18 protein-coding genes and 1 pseudogene are annotated in these 18,819 nt (G+C 38.6%); 8 read left to right on the top strand and 11 right to left on the bottom strand.

Annotated elements, in window-relative coordinates; all coding sequences use genetic code 11:
* Window positions 1–9 precede the first annotated feature (9 nt).
* Genes trpCF through PVK71_RS14155 form a run of 4 tightly spaced genes read right to left on the bottom strand, consistent with a single transcriptional unit; the run spans window position 10 to window position 4,640 of the window.
* Entirely contained in the window at window positions 10–1,422 is a 1,413-nt protein-coding gene (gene trpCF / locus PVK71_RS14170; RefSeq protein WP_274419581.1) for a bifunctional indole-3-glycerol-phosphate synthase TrpC/phosphoribosylanthranilate isomerase TrpF, read from the bottom strand.
* Window positions 1,423–1,427: 5 nt separating this feature from the next.
* Window positions 1,428–2,435, bottom strand: a complete 1,008-nt coding sequence (gene trpD, locus PVK71_RS14165; protein WP_274419580.1) for an anthranilate phosphoribosyltransferase — start codon at window positions 2,433–2,435, stop codon at window positions 1,428–1,430.
* A 10-nt stretch (window positions 2,436–2,445) separates the two neighbouring features.
* Window positions 2,446–3,054 (bottom strand): aminodeoxychorismate/anthranilate synthase component II, encoded by a 609-nt coding sequence (locus PVK71_RS14160; protein WP_274419579.1) that lies wholly within the window; start codon window positions 3,052–3,054, stop codon window positions 2,446–2,448.
* Window positions 3,054–4,640 carry an anthranilate synthase component 1 gene (locus PVK71_RS14155; protein ID WP_274419578.1) on the bottom strand — a complete coding sequence of 529 codons (1,587 nt, stop codon included), beginning with the start codon at window positions 4,638–4,640 and terminating at the stop codon, window positions 3,054–3,056. Before PVK71_RS14155 ends, PVK71_RS14160 begins: the two co-directional genes overlap by 1 nt.
* A 411-nt stretch (window positions 4,641–5,051) precedes the next feature.
* On the opposite strand from PVK71_RS14155, the gene rnm reads away from it, so the two are divergent.
* Both rnm and PVK71_RS14145 read left to right on the top strand, forming a co-directional pair.
* Window positions 5,052–5,897, top strand: a complete 846-nt coding sequence (rnm, locus tag PVK71_RS14150) for an RNase RNM (protein WP_274419577.1) — start codon at window positions 5,052–5,054, stop codon at window positions 5,895–5,897.
* A gap of 47 nt (window positions 5,898–5,944) precedes the next feature.
* Window positions 5,945–6,565, top strand: a complete 621-nt coding sequence (locus tag PVK71_RS14145) for an L-threonylcarbamoyladenylate synthase (RefSeq protein WP_274419576.1) — start codon at window positions 5,945–5,947, stop codon at window positions 6,563–6,565.
* 46 nt (window positions 6,566–6,611) lie between these two features.
* Here PVK71_RS14145 and PVK71_RS14140 read toward each other — a convergent pair whose 3' ends face one another.
* On the bottom strand, window positions 6,612–9,026 hold the full coding sequence (locus PVK71_RS14140) for an ATP-binding response regulator (RefSeq protein ID WP_274421839.1): 2,415 nt from the start codon (window positions 9,024–9,026) through the stop codon (window positions 6,612–6,614).
* A gap of 41 nt (window positions 9,027–9,067) precedes the next feature.
* Complete coding sequence (locus PVK71_RS14135) at window positions 9,068–10,282, bottom strand: acyl-homoserine-lactone synthase (RefSeq protein WP_274419574.1); 1,215 nt, start codon at window positions 10,280–10,282, stop codon at window positions 9,068–9,070.
* A gap of 260 nt (window positions 10,283–10,542) precedes the next feature.
* On the opposite strand from PVK71_RS14135, the gene rluB reads away from it, so the two are divergent.
* Window positions 10,543–11,604 (top strand): 23S rRNA pseudouridine(2605) synthase RluB, encoded by a 1,062-nt coding sequence (gene rluB, locus PVK71_RS14130; protein ID WP_274419573.1) that lies wholly within the window; start codon window positions 10,543–10,545, stop codon window positions 11,602–11,604.
* Between the two features lie 132 nt (window positions 11,605–11,736).
* Here rluB and PVK71_RS14125 read toward each other — a convergent pair whose 3' ends face one another.
* Window positions 11,737–12,477: a YciK family oxidoreductase gene (locus tag PVK71_RS14125; protein ID WP_274419572.1), complete on the bottom strand. Its 741-nt coding sequence runs from the start codon at window positions 12,475–12,477 to the stop codon at window positions 11,737–11,739.
* Window positions 12,478–12,639: 162 nt separating this feature from the next.
* Here PVK71_RS14125 and sohB point away from each other — a divergent pair, with 162 nt between their 5' ends.
* From sohB to PVK71_RS14100, 5 genes are all read left to right on the top strand, one after another.
* On the top strand, window positions 12,640–13,701 hold the full coding sequence (sohB, locus tag PVK71_RS14120) for a protease SohB (protein WP_274419571.1): 1,062 nt from the start codon (window positions 12,640–12,642) through the stop codon (window positions 13,699–13,701).
* 249 nt (window positions 13,702–13,950) lie between these two features.
* A complete protein-coding gene (locus PVK71_RS14115; RefSeq protein WP_274419570.1) occupies window positions 13,951–14,121 on the top strand; it encodes an acetyltransferase in 171 nt (56 codons plus the stop codon).
* Window positions 14,121–14,516: a type II toxin-antitoxin system death-on-curing family toxin gene (locus PVK71_RS14110; RefSeq protein ID WP_274419569.1), complete on the top strand. Its 396-nt coding sequence runs from the start codon at window positions 14,121–14,123 to the stop codon at window positions 14,514–14,516. The genes PVK71_RS14115 and PVK71_RS14110 overlap by 1 nt, the downstream gene beginning before the upstream one ends.
* A gap of 357 nt (window positions 14,517–14,873) precedes the next feature.
* Window positions 14,874–15,977 carry a ComEC/Rec2 family competence protein gene (locus PVK71_RS14105; RefSeq protein ID WP_274419568.1) on the top strand — a complete coding sequence of 368 codons (1,104 nt, stop codon included), beginning with the start codon at window positions 14,874–14,876 and terminating at the stop codon, window positions 15,975–15,977.
* 5 nt (window positions 15,978–15,982) lie between these two features.
* A complete protein-coding gene (locus tag PVK71_RS14100; protein ID WP_274419567.1) occupies window positions 15,983–16,618 on the top strand; it encodes a hypothetical protein in 636 nt (211 codons plus the stop codon).
* 172 nt (window positions 16,619–16,790) lie between these two features.
* Here PVK71_RS14100 and PVK71_RS14095 read toward each other — a convergent pair whose 3' ends face one another.
* The 4 genes and pseudogenes from PVK71_RS14095 to PVK71_RS14080 all read right to left on the bottom strand — a co-directional run.
* Complete coding sequence (locus tag PVK71_RS14095; RefSeq protein WP_274419566.1) at window positions 16,791–17,837, bottom strand: DNA methyltransferase; 1,047 nt, start codon at window positions 17,835–17,837, stop codon at window positions 16,791–16,793.
* Window positions 17,838–18,014: 177 nt separating this feature from the next.
* On the bottom strand, window positions 18,015–18,206 hold the full coding sequence (locus PVK71_RS14090) for a hypothetical protein (protein ID WP_274419565.1): 192 nt from the start codon (window positions 18,204–18,206) through the stop codon (window positions 18,015–18,017).
* A 1-nt stretch (window position 18,207) separates the two neighbouring features.
* Window positions 18,208–18,441: a hypothetical protein gene (locus tag PVK71_RS14085; protein WP_274419564.1), complete on the bottom strand. Its 234-nt coding sequence runs from the start codon at window positions 18,439–18,441 to the stop codon at window positions 18,208–18,210.
* A gap of 97 nt (window positions 18,442–18,538) precedes the next feature.
* Window positions 18,539–18,819, bottom strand: a pseudogene (locus tag PVK71_RS14080) (hypothetical protein); the annotation flags it as partial.

Genomic DNA, 18,819 nt, shown 5'->3' with positions numbered 1-18,819 from the left:
ATATTTTCCTTAATAATCTCGTAATGCGCTAAATACGGCGCGTAATTTTTTGTGATCTTTTTTACCAGGAGCCGATTCGACACCAGAGTTGAAATCTAATCCATAACAGCCAAGTTGCGCAGCTTGTTTGGTATTTTCTAGCGATAAACCACCGGCTAGCATAATGTTGTTATGTGGCAGTTTACTCCAATCAAAACTGACACCAGTGCCACCTGCTTGAGTGCCAACTTTACAATCTACCAACACTTTATCAGCAAGGCTTTGAGGAAGGGAAATGCTTTGTGCGTCATCTGACACAGAAATAACATTCCACACTTGGCAACCCGCTGGCAGTTGTTGTTTTAGCTCCGCAATGTAGTCTTCACTCTCTGTGCCATGTAATTGAACCACCGCAAGAGATAGCTCATTTGCTCGTTGCGCAACAGTAGAGATTGTCTCATTTTGGAAAACGCCCACATAATTTAATGTGGTTGCTTGAGTGATGGCTTTTGCTGTCTCTAGTGAAACAGATCGAGGTGATTTTTCTACAAAGATCAATCCGCCATACACAGCACCTGAGTCATAGACCGCTTTCGCATCTTCAATAGAAGTTAACCCACAGACTTTGTTTTCACCTAGAATCACTTTTCGAGCTGCCAGCTCTAGATTTTTTTCTGCCATTAACGAGCTACCAATTAAAAAACCTGTTGCGTGTTTCGCTAGATCTTTCACTTGCTGATGGTTATAGATACCAGACTCAGAAATGATCGTTGTGCCTTTTGGTAGCAGTGGTGCAAGTTCTTTCGTGCGGTTCAAATCGGTAGATAAATCACGTAGATTACGGTTATTAATACCAATCACTTGTGCTTTTAATGCGACCGCTCGGTGTAATTCTTCTTCATTACTGACTTCAGTGAGTACACCCATGCCAAATGAATGAGCAACTTCTGCAAGTTCTCTGTACTCTTCATCGTTAAGCACAGAAAGCATTAGTAGAATCGCATCAGCACCGTAGTGACGAGCTAAATACACTTGGTATGCATCAATCATAAAATCTTTGCATAGAATAGGCTGATTAACTTGGTCTCGAATAATTGGTAAGAAATCAAAACTGCCTTGGAAATACTTTTCGTCCGTTAACACAGAAATTGCACTGGCATGTCTGTTGTAGACTGAAGCTATGTAGTTAAGATCAAAATCTTGGCGAATTAATCCTTTCGATGGCGATGCTTTTTTACACTCAAGAATAAACTCGGTTTTGCCTGTTTTTAATGCATCATAAAAACTGCGATCAGAATTTGTTAGGCCATTCTTAAAGGTATCTAGAGGCTGACTTTCTTTACGTTCACTTATCCAAATCGCTTTGTCTTTGACAATTTTAACTAGCACTTCAGCCATTTGGGTATTTTCTACTGAGATGTGCTCAGATAATTGTTGTGTCATCTTTCTTATCCTCGTGCAGCCAGTTGTTGAACTAGCTCAAATGCTTTACCTGAGTTCATCGCATCAATGGCTTTTTGCGCATTGGCTTTTAAATCTTCATGTCCAAACAGGCGCATTAATAGAGCAACGTTAACCGCAATCGCGCCCAGTTGAGCGTCAGTCCCTTTACCTGTCAGAATATTAGTAATAATGGCTCTGTTTTCTTCTGGTTCTCCGCCTTTAATTGCTTCAAGCGGATGAGTGTCTAAACCAAAATCTTCAGGCGTTAATGTGTATTCTTTGATTTCGCCATCAATAATTTCAGCGACGGTTGTTGGGCCATGAATGGCAACCTCATCTAAGCCTGAACCAAATACAACCGCTGCGCGTTTCATTCCCATGTTCACCATGGTTTCTGCGATAGGGCGAACCAGTGACTCATCGTACACACCCATTAACTCAATGTTTGGACGGGCAGGGTTGATCAACGGACCAAGGATATTAAAGATGGTGCGTGTTTTCATGGTTTGACGAATTGGCATCGCATGACGAACACCGCCGTGATAGTGAGGTGCAAATAAGAAAGCTACACCTAAGTCATCGACCGCTTTACGTGTATCTTCTGCTGACATGGATAAATTAATACCAAATGAATCTAATAAGTCAGAAGAACCTGATTTACTTGATACACCACGGTTGCCGTGTTTTGCGATTTTAAGACCACATGCTGCAGCAACAAATGCGGCAGTGGTGGAGATATTGATGGTGTTTGAACCGTCACCACCTGTACCAACAATGTCTGCGAAATCGTAATCAGGGCGAGGAAAATCATTGGCATTATCAAGCAGAGCTTTTGCAGCGCCAGCAATCTCGTTAGGCGTTTCGCCTTTTATTTTTAAACAAGTCAGTGCTGCGGTAAGTAGAATAGGATCTAACTCACCTTTAATTATGGCATCAAAAAGAACTTGGCTTTCTGTTTCTGAAAGCGAAGTTTGGTCATACAGTTTAGTAAAAATAGCTTCAATTTGAGTCATGAGAATATCCTTATTCTTTATTATCTGAATGGCTTGAATCCAAATTTAAAGCCCAGTTTAATGTATTAATTAGTAGTTCAGCACCTTGCGTTGTTAAAATGGACTCAGGGTGAAATTGGAACCCACAAACCTTATCTTCTTCCTGAATAACAGCCATGACTAAATCATTAACAGTAGCGGTAACAGTGAGTTGCTTTGTCACTTTTGTTGCGACTAAAGAGTGATAACGAGCAATAGAGAGTGGATTTGGTAACCCACTAAAAATTGCGTGCTGGTTATGCCTCATCATCGCAGATTTACCATGAACGATTTCACCAGCACCAGCAACCGTCCCATCATACGCTTCTACAATCGCTTGATGGCCAAGACAAATGCCAATCATAGGTACTTTGCCTTTTAAGCGTTGAATGACTTCAGGCATACAGCCGGCTTCTGATGGCGCCCCCGGTCCTGGAGATAGTACAACTATCGGGTTATCTAATTTGTTTACCGCTTCTTCAAAAGCACTTGCCGATAAGCTATTACGGTAAATAGTAACTGGATAGCCAAGAGAGCGAAATTGGTCAACCAAGTTGTAAGTAAAGGAGTCAAAGTTATCGAGCAATACAATATGAGCCATTAGTTATTCTCCTTCACGTTTATTGGTTGAGCTAAGTGTGCTTTTTGAATCGCAGAGATCACCGCTTGTGCTTTTCCACGAGTTTCATCAGTTTCAGCTTGTGGGTTGGAATCATAAACCACACCAGCTCCAGCTTGAACTTGAGCGATACCGTCTTCAACATAGGCTGAACGAATAACAATACAAGTATCCATGTTGCCATCCCCCGTTAAGTAACCAACAGCGCCACCATAAGTGCCTCTACGTGTTTTTTCTACATCACGAATAAGCTGCATAGCACGGATCTTTGGTGCACCCGTTAAGGTTCCCATATTCATGCACGCTTGATAAGCATGAAGGGCATCAAGATCCCCTCTAAGTTGGCCAACAACACGAGAAACAAGGTGCATGACATGGCTGTAGCGATCAACTTTTAGAAGATCGGCAACATAGCGGGTGCCAGCTTCAGAAATACGAGCAACATCATTACGAGCCAAGTCAACTAACATCATGTGCTCTGCGTTTTCTTTGGTATCACAACGCAGTTCTAATTCAATGCGGCTGTCTAAATCATGGTTGATAGAGCCATTGCTATTTTTACCACGTTGACGAGTGCCTGCGATTGGGTAAATTTCAACTTGGTTTGTTTCTTTGCCATATTTCAATGCAGATTCTGGCGAAGCCCCAAACAAGGTGAAATCACGATCTTGCAGATAAAACATGTATGGACTTGGGTTACCGATTTTAAGTTCACGATAAGCCGCCAATGGAGCAGGACAAGGAAGAGTGAATCTACGAGAAGGAACAACTTGGAAAATATCGCCTTTAATAACAAATTCTTTTAAATCTAATACGGTTTGACAGAAATCTTCATCGGAGACGCTTGGAATTGCTTCACAGCTTTCTAGCGTTGGTGCTTCGGGTACGGTATGTGGCTCTGAGCAAAACGCTTTAATTTCAGTAAGTCGAGCAGAAAGGTTTGTTTTGATTGTTGCATCAGCATTAAACAGTGAGCCTTGAAGTACTGACGTTTCTGTTTGATGATCGATAACTAACAGTGTTTCGGCTACATAAAATACATAATCAGGGCATTTGTTTGTAGTCTCTTCCTCACCAAGGTTTTCAAAGTTAGCGACTAAGTCATAAGCAAATAGTCCACCTAAAAAGAGTGCATTAGAGGGTAAACCAGTTACATTGAATTGATTTTGAATAAACCGTAACGCATCAAAAGAGGAGAGTTCTCGTAAACGGCTGTCCTCATCCAGATCTTGGTTAATCTCTGGAAAGTGCAGCGTGAGTAGAGTTTGAGAAGAAAGAGTAATCAAAGAAGAAGGCAGAGATAGCGCTAAGGTCTGTAATAAACGTTCTCCATTTAGTGTTAGGGCTTCTAAGGTAACGTCTTTATCAAAACAATGAATTCGTACCGCCGCATCAATCAGCATTAAGCTTATAATGTTTTGCTTAGAGTTTACTTCAGCCCCTTCGAGCAACAAGCTCATCTCTTTATTTTCACACAAGGTAGAGTAAAGTTGGGTTGGATCGGAAACGTATGGAACGTCAAGGGAAAGAACTTCTAGCTGACCATCATTGGATATTACTGACTGCATTCCAGCCTCCCTGCTAATGCGTTGAATTGATGTTACATTTTTATTAGTTTTCATAGTCGCATATTTCACTTTTGTTGCCACTCTTTTCTTAAAACTTGTGAGGGCTGAATGACTGACTGTTTAGATTTTCATCTATTATTAGTTTTACTGATTGGTTGTGCTTAAGGCATAAAAAAACCCGCTAGATGGCGGGCAAGGTTTCTATGTCAAATTAACTAAGCACAAAAACACTACCCGAAGTAGTGCCACCAACGTTGAGTCATCACGCTAGTTTTTAAGAACGCTTGTTGTTTGCTAAGCTGTGACATAAAGTACCTACTATTAAAACAAAGATAATATCAATTATTCATTGAGAAAGTGTTTAACTGCGTACCAGTAAACTAGTACGCGAGGTGAAAGTCAAGAATTATTATGAAAATAGACCTACATAGTCACACAACTGCGTCAGATGGACGCATGTCTCCTGCTGAATTAGTAGAAAGAGCGGTTACTTTTGATGTGAAAGTACTTGCTATTACTGATCATGATACCGTTGCAGGATTAGCTGAAGCGCATCAAACGATTAAAGAAAAAGCATTACCAGTGCATTTAATTGAAGGTATTGAAATTTCAACATTATGGAGCAACAAGGATATTCATGTTGTTGGCCTTAATATTGATGTAAATCACCCTGAATTAATTGCATTGATAGAAGAACAAGCGCAACGTAGAGATGCTCGGGCTCGAAAAATGGCAGAACGTCTTGAAAAAGCGGGTTATGTCGGGGCGTTAGAAGGCGCAATGGCACTGGCTGATGGGGGTTCATTAACTCGAGCGCACTTTGGTAAGTGGTTAGTTGACCAAGGCCACGCGAAAACGATGCAAGCAGTATTCAAAAAGTTTTTAACACGCAATAACATAGGCTATGTTCCACCAGAATGGTGTTCAATTGAAGAAGCCGTTAAGGTAATTCATAATGCGGGAGGAACCGCTATACTTGCTCATCCTGGTCGTTATAAGTTGACCGCAAAATGGGTGAAGCGATTATTAGCTGCATTTGTTGAAGCGAAAGGGGATGCAATGGAAGTTGCTCTACCTCAGCAAGGTGTGCAAGAGCGTCGAGTCCTTGCAGATTATGCAATTCAATATGAACTTGCGGCATCACAAGGGTCTGATTTTCATTATCCGTCGCCTTGGACAGAGTTAGGAAGAAATTTATGGCTACCTGAAGGGGTAGTTCCAGTATGGCAAGAATGGGATTTACCAACATTTGAGTAGGGCTTAATCCTTAAATAATAACAACGACCTGCTCGTCAGGAGGAATAATGAGCCAATTTTTTTACGTACATCCAGAAAACCCACAAGCACGCTTAATTAGTCAAGCTGTTACCATCATTAGAGATGGTGGTGTCGTTATTTATCCAACCGACTCGGGTTATGCTTTAGGTTGTCAGCTTGAGAATAAACAAGCATTAGAGCGAATTTGCCAGATCCGTCGTTTAGACGATAAGCATAACTTTACTTTGTTATGTCGCGATCTTTCTGAGTTATCAATTTATGCTCGTGTTGATAATAGCGTATTCCGCTTATTAAAAAATAATACACCGGGCGCATACACATTTATCTTTAAGGGAACAAAAGAAGTACCACGTCGTTTGATGAATCCGAAACGTAAAACAATAGGCATGCGTGTACCGGATAATAAGATCGCTCTTGATCTGTTAGAAGCATTAGGTGAACCGTTAATGTCTACAACGCTGATTTTACCAGGTAATGAAATGGCAGAGTCAGATCCAGAAGCGATCCGAGATCAGCTTGAACACGCTGTAGATTTAATTATGAATGGTGGTTATTTAGGTGAACAGCCAACAACCGTGGTTGATTTTAGTGACGATGAAATCAATGTGGTTCGTATTGGCGCTGGTGATCCAAGCCCATTTCAATAATTAAAAAGACAATTAAGTATAAATAGCCAGTATTGACTGGCTATTTTTATATCCATTTTTCGAGCATTTGTAATAGTTGAGGCTTGGAGATTGGCTTAGTTAAGTATGCATCCATTACTGTTGTTATATTTATTATTTCTTCATGGCACGATTCGCCAGTAAGCGCAATGATAGGAAGCAATGGATGGCATGCTTTAATTTGTGCAGCAGCCTCCGCTCCATTCATTACTGGCATACGTGAATCCATAAAGATCAAATCGATGTGTATTTCGTTAACTATTTTAAGTGCTTCAGCCCCATTTTCAGCTTGGATAATGGTAAGATTATCATTCGTAATAAATGTCTGAATTAGCATTCGTTGTACTTTTTTATCATCAACAATAAGAACTGTTTTTTTTGAATTACTGTTTTTAATCTTAGTTCTTTCAAAGGTTTCTTGCTGCGTTGGCGTTGGTTCAATAGTAATTGGTTGATGGCCAGCACTTATTTTAGGAAAACTCAGAACAAATTCAGTAAACTCTCCTTGTTTTGAGTAGCATGCAATATTGCCGTTAAAAGAATGCATTACTCTTAAGCAATAAGAAAGACCTAAACCTGTGCCACCTTGCTTATTATGAGTGAAAAAGTCATCAAAGATATTAGGTAGAATATTTGCATCAATACCAGGGCCAGTATCTCTAAATATCAAAGAATTGGTTGTATTTCCTTTTACTAATTGTATTGATATAGAGCAATTAGGATATTCAAAGTAATGAATGGCATTACGTAATAAATTAAATAAGATAAAGCCGAATAAAGTATCATTAACATTAATAAGAAACTCATTATTGAGATCTAAATGGATTCGTTTTTTAATATCTTCAGATTCAAAAGAATATTCATTAATAAACTGCTCTGTTAACACTGAAATAGAATAAGTCTTAAATAGAGATTGATTAATATCAACGCCTTTACTCTCGTTAAGAATGATATCAATTAACTGTGAACCTCGCTGAATAGCTAATTTTCCCTGTTCTAATTCTTTACTAATACCATTTTTATCTGATTGAAGTCCAATACGTTCAAAGTGATACATTAACTGTGACAGTGGATTTCTCATTTCGTGAGCAATAGAGTTTGCAAGTGCTTGAGACTGGCGCACTTTACGTTCACTCTCAATATAGCCCTGAACTTTAGTCAATACCCATTGAAGCGCTGAAATTTCTTCATTTGAAAATGTTGAGCCATTCCGTTTTTTTGCCGAAACAAGCAAGTGTGAAATCAGCTTGTTTTTCCCAAAAATAGGAAGAATTAAGGCTGTTTTATGAGAGTCCATCTCTTTTTGAACTTGATGTAACTCAGAATGGTTAGAGTCTGGAGCGTAATGGATTTGATAATCTAATTCATCTTTGACTAAGGCTGAATTAGACTGCTCTAAATGGGGAATAAAGATATTGTAGTTGGTATTTTTTCCAACCAAGAGTAGGTCATCTCGTGGTGTATCGAGCAATAAAGCCAGTTTAGTAATTGCGTGCTGACTTGAATATTTAAATTCATCAGCTAATTCATATATTTTATCAACAGGTGTCTTTTTGTCTTTATATATCATAAGGCTAGCAATGCTTTTTGATTTTAAAAGGGTTTTATTCCAAAATATACCGGTAAAAATAATGAAAATAATACTGATAGGAAAATCTGCTCCTGAGTTGGTGTTGTGAAAATATAAGAATGGGACTAAAAAGATGATTAAATTCATCACATAAGAAGAGAGCCAGAATGAGATATAGCGAAAGCTGTATAAGCGATGATAAAGCAATGTATAGCCAATTAAGACGGCTTCAGTCACAGATAATGCTGGTGGAACCCAAGCGAATGAAAAGTCCTGCCATATTATAGGGATAATAATTTGAGAGATGATGGTTGAAGACATAAAGACTAATATACCAAATAACAAGTAGATGGATTTCTCTTTATTGAGTTTGAGCTTACTTTTTCTTAGCTTTGTAAAATTATAAATGATGATACCTATAAATACGAAAGCATTTAGGAAAAACAATGTAGCAAATGGACCGAAATGAATAGTGAATACCCCTTTATCAACAACTGTAATACCGGTTACCGTCAAATTTGGTATTAAGTTGATAATTAGAGCAAAAGTGGTTTCGATAAAGAAAAGTATAACCTGCCAAACTTTTAATTTTTTGTCTTCAGAGCTGAGTCTGCAAGAGAATAGGAAAGCGAAGCCAAAAGCGAAATAAGAACTTAAATTAGCAATAATTGCCATATTTACAGAAGTCTGCTCACTGAATCTAAGCAATAAATTGGATTGGAAGTAGTAGTTAGTTAAAATCCAAATAACTATAAAAATAGAATATGCAATATAAGGATGGTAAATCTTTGGGTCTACTTCCATCCGATCTTTAAATAAAGACCGGATGAAAAAAGCCACCCATAATAAGACAAATACGGCGATGAATAACAACAAGTTATCTTTAGGGGGGCTAATTAGCATTTATAGTAAACTCATCGTTGTTTTAATTCTCTTCTTTTTTCGATTATTTTAGCATTGTATTCTCTAAAATTATATCGATTGAAAGCGCTACTTGCATTTTTTGTAAAGCAAATGCCCTTATGTGTCACTAAACCGGACTGATTGATATCTTGGTTACCAGTAAAAACGAAAGGTACGTCATCGTTTTCAATACAAGCCATAGATTGATAGAAAAGTACCATTGCAGGTTGCTCTATAATTGAAAAAATTAATGTTCTTTTCGAATGAAAAAGAGCCATTGCTAATCCTTTCTGTGCAAGATACATATGGTAATTCATTTTAGGTTTTGCTCCATTGACGGTAAAGCGAATTACACCGCAGACAGTTGATTTTTCTACTATAGAAGAAAAAATTTCGTTTTCTAGTTCTGAGCAAGTTAATTGTTCTAAAGTTTGATCTTGTTGGGTAGATAAGGAGGTCATATTGGGAAATAATTGTGCAACGGTATGTATATTTTGTGTTTTTTCCCATTTATCAGATTGAAAGAAATTATCAAAAAATAACCAGTTGACTTTGTCATGATAAGGTTCAATTAGTGCAGATGAAATGATAGTAGGGTAGGGATTATCATTATCAAATTGGTACAGAATAAAGTGCTCTCCTTTAGATGAAATATCTAGAATACTAAGCATTTCATACCATTTATGTTGCTTGATGAATGTCGCAATATTGATGAGGACAATGGCATCTGAAAGTAATAATGGTTGTTCACAAAAGTCGGTATAGAAAACGCGTTTATCTAGCGCTATATCAGTAACAATCTCATAGTGATAGTCATCATTTATTTTTTTTGATGTGTATGTTTTGTCTGGTGTATTGAGAGAATGCTGATTGATAGCCATTGAGCTTTGAATGGTGCGAAATATTTCTAACTCCGTCCAGAAAGATAATAAACAACCAAAAAGTCGATGAGCGATTTGCTCAATAAGAAAGTAATCTTCAGGAAGAATTGGACTTGCTTGTTTTCCAATAATATTTTTAGCCGTTTGGGTTGAAAATATATCCGCTAGGTTACCAATATTTGAATCATGCAGTTGGTTTAGAATCGTAGTTTTTCTATTTTCTATTATCTCTTTTAAAAGTGTTGGTTTTCCGGTTTCGTTGCAGTGAGAGTCAACAAGTTTGATAAACTGATCTTGCAGGTTTTTTTTGTGTAATCGAATCAGTGGATTCAGAAGGTAGAGCATTAAAAAAACGAATTAACTTTTCCATTTGATTTTCCTTTTAGTATGAATAAATGCTGCTTTAGACACAGCAGTTTTAATCATACGGAAAAACACTTCATGGTATAAAATTTTGTTTAATTTTTTACTATTCATCACAACCTTATTGTATAATCATCATCTATAGAATTCTAAAATGATTGAGAAATACTATCTGAACTTGGTAGGTTCTTGATTAATAAAAGTTAATTGACGCCTGTGAAGGCGACATCATAAGGTAAAAAATGAGCGAAAAATTACAGAAAGTATTAGCACGAGCAGGTCTTGGTTCTCGTCGTGAATTAGAAACGATGATTCAGTCTAATCGTGTTAGTGTTGATGGTCAGATAGCAAAGCTAGGTGATCGCCTAGAAAATGTCGATGCAAAAATTCGTATTGATGGCCATGTTGTATCAGTAAAAGAGTCTACTGATGTGATTTGTCGTGTGCTTGCTTACCATAAACCAGAAGGTGAACTATGTACTCGTCATGACCCAGAAGGTCGTCGTACTGTTTTTGATCGCCTACCAAAAATTAAAGACTCTCGTTGGGTATCTGTTGGTCGTCTTGATGCCAATACCGCAGGTCTATTGTTGTTCACCACTGATGGTGAGTTAGCAAACCGTCTTATGCACCCTAGTCGTAAAGTTGAACGTGAATACATGTGTCGTGTATTTGGTGAGGTTAACGACAAAATGGTTAAAAACCTAGTTTCTGGTGTAAAACTGGAAGATGGTGAAGCACGTTTCGAAGACGTTATGTATGCTGGTGGTGAAGGTATGAACCATACTTTCTATGTAGTAATTAACGAAGGTCGTAATCGTGAAGTTCGTCGCCTATGGGATTCTCAAGGTGTAACGGTTAGTCGTCTAAAGCGTGTTCGCTATGGTGATATCTTCTTAGAAAAAGCTCTGCCTCGTGGTGGTTGGATGGAACTTGAATTGAAGGAAGTAAATTACCTTCGTGAAATGGTTGAGCTTCCACATGAAAAAGAAAGCCTATTGGATGTAGATAAAGAATCTCGCAAGCGCGCGAAGTCTAAATCTCAAAAAATCCGTCGTGCAGTGAAGCGTCATGATGAACGTACCGTTGAAGATCGTAATACTTCAGGCGGTCGCCGTGGTCGTAATAATAAAAAACCAGTAGGCGGTTCATTACCATCAACTAAGCGCAGTTCAAATGGTGATGCTAAACCAACAGGTAAACCAAGCGGTAAAGGTAAGAAGCCGGCAGCGGGTTCTAAGCCTGTGAGAAGTAAATTTTCACCAAATGGTAAAGCACCAAAATCAGCACCAAGACAACGTTAAGTTAACGTGTTGAATTGAGCTAAAACAAAAAGGGTTGAATCCATATGGTTTCAACCCTTTTTTATTCTTTCTATCAATATCAGTAATTATACCAATGAAACTAATTAGATCTGATAATTAATGGAGTTGGTATTATTTTGGTTGTGCATCAATACACTGACCATTTATGTTAATGCTTTCAGGTGACATTAAATAGACATACAACGGCATTAAATCTTTTGGTGTTTTAAGTAAGCTAATGTCTTCAGCAGGGAAGGCTTGAGCACGCATACGTGTATGAGTTCCACCTGGATTAATGGCATTTACTTTAACCTGAGTACCTTCCATTTCATGTGCTAATGTTTGCATCATGCCTTCAGTAGCAAATTTTGAGATAGCATAAGCCCCCCAAAAAGCACGACCTTGGTGACCTACAGTAGAGGTGGTAAAGACAATTCGAGCATCATCAGATTGTTGTAAAACAGGCAGTAGTGCTTGAGTCATTAAGAACTGCGCTTTAACGTTAATTTGCATGACTTCGTCGAAAATAGCTTCTTCAAATTGCTCGAATGGACTCAACATACCAAGCAAACCCGCGTTATGCAGTAAGCCGTCGAGTTTACCAAATTGACTTTGAATGGTTTCCGCCATGTCGATATAATGCTGCTTTATTGCGCCTTTTAAATCTAAAGGAACAATCGCTGGTGTTGGGTAGCCTGCTGCTTCAATTTCATCATAGACCGCTTCTAATTTAGCGACGGTGCGTCCTAAAAGAATAACCGTAGCACCATGTTGAGCATAATGTAATGCAGCTTGTTTACCAATGCCATCTCCTGCACCAGTTACGAGAATTGTTTTGTTTTTTAATGCGTCAGCAGAAACCTGATAGTCCACTCTGTAATCCTTGTATTTCAACGTTCATCTTAAGTCTTTCTATTCTTTTTTGCGATTTATCGCCGTAAAAATAGACATTTAGTACGAATTTCTATCATTAGATGAATTAACTTTGGGTTAAGTTAGGTACAATACACGAAACATACTTAAGAGGGTATTACATTGGAATTTTTGTTTGATTACGGTCTCTTTTTAGCAAAGATAGCAACAGTGGTTGTTTCTATTATCGCCATTTTGATTGCAGCTAAAGCTGTGGGTGGTAATTCTTCAGCATCAAAAGGTGAGTTAGAAGTTACGAATTTGACTGAACAATATAAGTCAACGGTTGAAGAACTAGAGCACCATTTATTTGATGATACTGAGTTAAAAGCACGCGCAAAAGCAGAGAAAAAAGCTGCGAAAGAAGCCGAAAAAGCAAAACAAAAGGCAGTGAAGCTGGCTGCAAAATCAGGTGTTTTAGAGTTAAAACGCGATGCTCGTCTATTCGTTTTAGATTTTAAAGGTAGCATTGATGCAAAAGAAGTTGCAAGCCTTCGTGAAGAAGTATCGGCTATTTTAGCGGTTGCGGCAGAAGGTGATGAAGTACTTGTTCGTCTTGAGAGTGGAGGCGGTATGGTTCATGGCTATGGACTGGCTTCATCTCAACTTGATCGCTTGCGTGACGCGCAAATTAAACTGACCATTTCTGTTGATAAAGTGGCGGCTTCTGGCGGCTATATGATGGCATGTATAGGTGAGAAAATTATCGCAGCACCATTTGCTATTGTTGGTTCAATTGGTGTGGTTGCGCAATTGCCAAACTTTAATAAGTTATTGAAAAAGAACGATATTGAATTTGAGCAGCTGACGGCAGGTGAATACAAACGAACGCTAACTATGTTTGGTGAAAACAGTGATAAAGCACGTGAAAAATTTCAATTAGAGTTGGAAGAAACGCACGTATTATTTAAAGATTTCATTCACGAACATCGCGCTGATTTGGATCTTGAAAAAGTAGCAACGGGTGAGCATTGGTTTGGTAAACAAGCGCTAGAGTTAGGCTTAATTGATGCGATTCAAACATCTGACGATTACTTAACAAAAGCGTGTAAGGATCGTGAAGTATTAGTGATTCATTACGTACAGAAGAAAAAGCTAGGCGCTAAAATAGCAGGTATCGCTGGTCAATCAGCAGAGAATGTATTTATGCGTTTAATCAGTAAAGGGCAACGTCCAATCGTTTAATTTTGGTGAAGTATTTTATATTTAAAAAGGCTGATTATTTCAGCCCTTTTTGGTGAGATTAACTATTTGATTTTTAGTTGAATAATTAAAATTACCGCCACAAATTGACCACATACCGTTAGAAATAATGAAAGCCGCCACATAATGTAGCGGCTTTTTCTTTGTATTAGCTCTTTATAAACTAGCAAATCGCGGTATCATCAATGGTATGCAATTAGGTGTGCATACACATTATGAGGAGAGGTATTTATGAATAAGAGAGTTGAGGCTTATGGTGTTGGTGCTGTCGAACGACCAAAAATAAAAGCCACCAAGCATCTTGATTTGTCAGGCGCTCATGGGCAGCAGATTGTAAAGTCCGAGACCAAACTAGCATTAAGAACCCATCGAAAAACATTTGAAAAACTGGCTGACATGTAATGAATATTATTTGCTTTCCATTCGAGCGGGTTATCGAGATTAATTCATTTATCTTAGAGACCGAACCCGGCATGAAAGGTGGCCGTATCGATATAGCAAAATTACAAGGGGCTTTAGGTCGAATCGATAACGCCATTGTGTATGAGGGGTTGGATGATATTTTTGAGATTGCAGCCAAATATACAGCAAGTATTGCTATATCACACTCGCTTCCTGATGCAAATAAGCGAACGGGGTTAATAGTTGCCCTGGAGTACCTATCGTTAAACGATTATGAATTAGTTAGCGATAATGATTTATTGGCAAATGCTGTTAGAGATCTGGTTATAGGTGAGATTTCTGAACATGATTTTGCTGATATATTATATGCACAATACATTCAGGAAAATAGCTAGCATATTTTAAATGTTAGAGTGGCGGATTCCAAATCCGCGTGTTGGGAGTTCGAATCTCTCCACCCCTGCCATACAATTGCATAGTTATGCAGAACAAAAAAGCCCGCTAAATTATTAGCGGGCTTTTCTTGTAATTGATTTTACAAAAAAATAAATGAAATCACCTTACTATCTATTTAGACATAGAATTCTTCTATGCTTCCATTTATAGAGACTAGGTATTAAAGGGATTATTGATAAAACCATTAATACGTATGGTGTTCTATTCTTTGGGCCAGTTTTCATTTATAATTAAATTTCATGAATTAGATAAACCTGATTCGTATCATAAATGCTGTGTATTTGAGAGAGTGTTATATGGGGTATGAAATTGATATTTTAGCTGTAGGTGAAAAATCAAATAGTGGCGATGCTATTGCACTAAGATATGGCAACTTACATGGAAATAGAGAAGAGCAAACTGTGGTTATTATAGATGGTGGCTATAAAGATGATGGTTTAAAGCTTGTTGAACATGTAAAAAAATATTATTTAACTGAAAAGGTAGATTTGGTTATATCTACACATCCAGATCAAGACCATATTAATGGTTTATCTAAAGTTATCGAGGAACTGCAAGTTTCTGAGCTTTGGATACACCAAGCCTGGGAGCATAATGAAGGGCTTTCTAGTAAGTTTAGAGATGGTCGAATTACAGATAATAGTATTGGCGAGCGATTAAAGGATAATCTTGAATCCGCTTATAACCTTGTAGAGCAAGCAAAAGCAAAAAATATCATTATTAATGAACCCTTCACTGGCAGAGCTGCTGGTTCTATAAAGGTATTAGGCCCTAGCAAAGAGTATTACGAAGAGCTATTGGTGCAATTTGATGGTATGCCAGCAACAAAATCTGTAACGGACACTAGTTCAGTGTTAGGTTTTTTTGAAAGCGCCATGAATAAAGCAGTTAAAACGATGAAAAGACTCTTTGCCATTTGGGGGGAAGATCAACTTGATAATGAAGATACAACATCTGCAAAAAATAACTCCAGTGTCATCACGCAAATTATTGTTGATGGTAAGCGATTGCTGTTTACAGGAGATGCTGGAATAACAGCTTTAGATAACGCTGCGAACGAGATTGATGCTTGTACAAGTGGAGCTAGTTTAAAATTTATTCAAATTCCACACCATGGCAGTAAGCGCAATGTTGGACCAGATGTATTGAATCGAATTATTGGAAAACCTGTGGCAAACGGTGAAACTCGTCCAATTTCAGCCATCGCGTCATCGGCAAAAGAAGGTGAACCTAAGCATCCTCATCCTGCTGTTATGAATGCTTTTAAGCATCGAGGTATTTCAGGAGCAAGAGCTACGCAAGGCTTAGGAATACGACATAGCTTGGACGCGCCAAATCGTCCTGATTGGAACTCGTTATCTCAACAGCCGTATCAATATCATTATGATGTGGAAGCTTAATAGCAATGAAAAATTTAAAAGATAAAAATAAATTATTGCTTGCTATGTTAATGGGATCTCCTTTACTTTTGATCTTAGTCTTACAAATTGGTTTAGATAATGCTAAGGCTACTGTTGATTACTTTGTTGCAGCTGCAGGGCTAATAGCTGTGTCTTCAGCCGTTTTAGTTATGTTGTCCGATATTATTCCGCAGTCACTTAAACATAAATTAGTTTTTTTAAGACTATGGAATGAGCTTCCAGGTCATCGTTGCGATAAACTTTGCTTTTCCGACCCAAGACTTGCTGAAGATGAGCTGAAGGCAACATGGCAAAATGTATTTGGGGATCACGTATCAAAAAAACAGAGAAATGGGCTTTGGTATAAACATATTTACAAACCTGTAATGGATAGCCCTCAAGTTCAGTCAGCTCATCAGAAGTTTTTATTGTATCGAGATGCGACCGCAGGCTCTTTAGTTATAATTATTCTCTTGGCTGCTTGGGCGTGGTGTGAAGTGAGTATTCCACACCTTGGAGAATTGCACCCTTGGGCTATCACAATCCAAGGCTTATTCATTATTACAATGCTGTTTTGTGCGCAATCTAATGGTAATCGTATGGTGGTCAATGCTACTGTAGTTAAAACTTCAGGCGATTAAAATACTCTGTTAAATAAATATAGGGTTATTCTGGCTATTGTGAATTAGAGCAAAATATCAAGCTGATTTATGTCAAAAAGCATACTTACACAATTTGGTAATTAGCACTTTAGTTTGTATTTATTACACTCGGTATTCTTCGTTTGCCGAGTGTTTTTTTATTTTATAAAGGTTAGCTACTGAGTTTGTTTACTGTTGCACTGTAAGTATATTCTTCCATCTCAATCCCAATGAATTGTCGGTTTAACGTTAGGCACGCCTTACCTGTTGAACCTGAGCCCATAAACGCATCAAGTACCACTGCATTTTCACGACTACTGCTTTTAATGATGTGCTCGAGTAAATCCGCAGGCTTTTCGCATGGGTGTTTACCTTGATAATATTGTACCGGCGCGAACGTCCATACATCGGTATATGGCACTTCCGCAGTAACCCGAAAAGGACGCCTTAGCGTTTCATATTCCGCTTTTAGTTCGTCATACTCTTTGACGAGGTTTCCATATTCACTGTGCAATGCTTGGTATTCATTGGTGAGCTCTGTGTGCGTTTTGGATAGTTGACCACTCTTTGATGCGAACAATTCTTGCAACTGCTTGTACTGCGCTTCCGTTGGCAGTTTCCACTGACTCGATGAGAACCAATGCGAGCACATTTGCGTTCTGGTGGCTTGATTGATTTCTTTTGCTGAAATATTGAGTGCATCTTTCGCGTTCTTGAAGTAATCCATTAATGGTTTAAACACGGTCTTTTTCAATTCCGTGCATTTAGTCGCGTATTGACTGCATCCTTTCGCAAACCCCTCCGAATCATAATGGCCTGCAAAGATAATGCGCTCAGTTGAGGGAAAGAACGAGCGTAAGTGAGGCTTGTGTGCTCGTCGCCATACACCGGATGGTTTAGCCCATACGATATGATTAAACACATCAAACCGCGCACGGATAAGCAATTCTGTATCAGCCGCTAACTTTGAACCACAAAACAGATATAAATTACCAGAGGGTTTTAGTACGCGCCATAACTCCAGGAGTATTTCATCAAGCCACGCCAGAAAAGTTTCGACGTTTGGCCACTGGTTATCCCATGCGTTTTTCTTCACTTGAAAGTAGGGTGGGTCAGTTAAAATTAAATCAATGGAATTATCAGGTAAGGTGTTAAGGTAGTGCAAACAGTCAGCGTGAATAAGTTGCAGCTGTCCGTTGTGCAGGGTGGTTGTGTGCATTTTATACTCCAATAAAATAGAGCCTTGAATGCAAAGAAGCACAGCCACAGGAAGTGGCTGTGTAGGTTGATATGCTTCCTCTCCAAATATTCATCTGGGTCTCAGGTACTCAAGGCATAAAAACTGAAGGTATTATATCAATGTTATTCTACGCTGTATATTTATACAGTTAAATTTTTATGTTCGAGTGTATTTGCCATTCTCTAATTGTTGAAGATAACCAAAAAAAGCGAGTTGCTCAAAGATAAGGGTTATATGATTGTGGCTTTGATTGGGAAGCTTGATATTTTCAGGGGTGATTGGGCCGCGAGAGGCGGCTAATATAATGTGTTCAACCGTGGCTTCTTGACCTTTCTTAATCGGTAGCATGCTATGCCTCCCCATTGTAAATGTTATCTAGGCAAGTAAGGCGACCATGTAACTCTGAGGCGGTGCGAATGCTTGGAACTATCATTTCACTGAGTAACATTTCTTCGGTTGCGGGTAGGTTGTCTTTTTCTTTTATTATTTGGGTTGTCATGGCTTTTGCTCTGTGAATTGGTGTGCAAGGACAGTAGCTCTGCACACCAATAGCAGCGAGGGGTGTTTTTTCAATAAGAGACATTGAGTGCACTCTTTAATGTTGCCTAAAAATAAGACTAGCCTTTTGTTTCACCCTAGGGTCGACTTGTCTTATTAAAAATGAACACTGCAGGTTACCATTAATAACTCAAGGCCATATTGCCCAGATCTACACTCAAATCCAGTCCTTTATCGTGGGCGATGTTATCTACCGTGATGGGTTTTTCTGATTTAATCGTTAATGCCACTTGCGCCTGACTTTTGACCACCTGAGTGGTCAGCGGTGCTATTTTTTGTGCTTGAATGGCCCTTTGATTTTCTCGGTCGGTCACGTTGGTATTCGCGTGTGCGGCATTCTCTTGTTTGTTGACCGTGTCATTGGTGGTGATCCCAAGCGCGAGATTTTTATCTTTCAGATCGC

Source organism: Aliivibrio sp. S4MY1 (assembly GCF_028765545.1).
Classification (GTDB): domain Bacteria; phylum Pseudomonadota; class Gammaproteobacteria; order Enterobacterales; family Vibrionaceae; genus Aliivibrio.
This window is presented reverse-complemented; position numbering and strand designations above follow the sequence as displayed.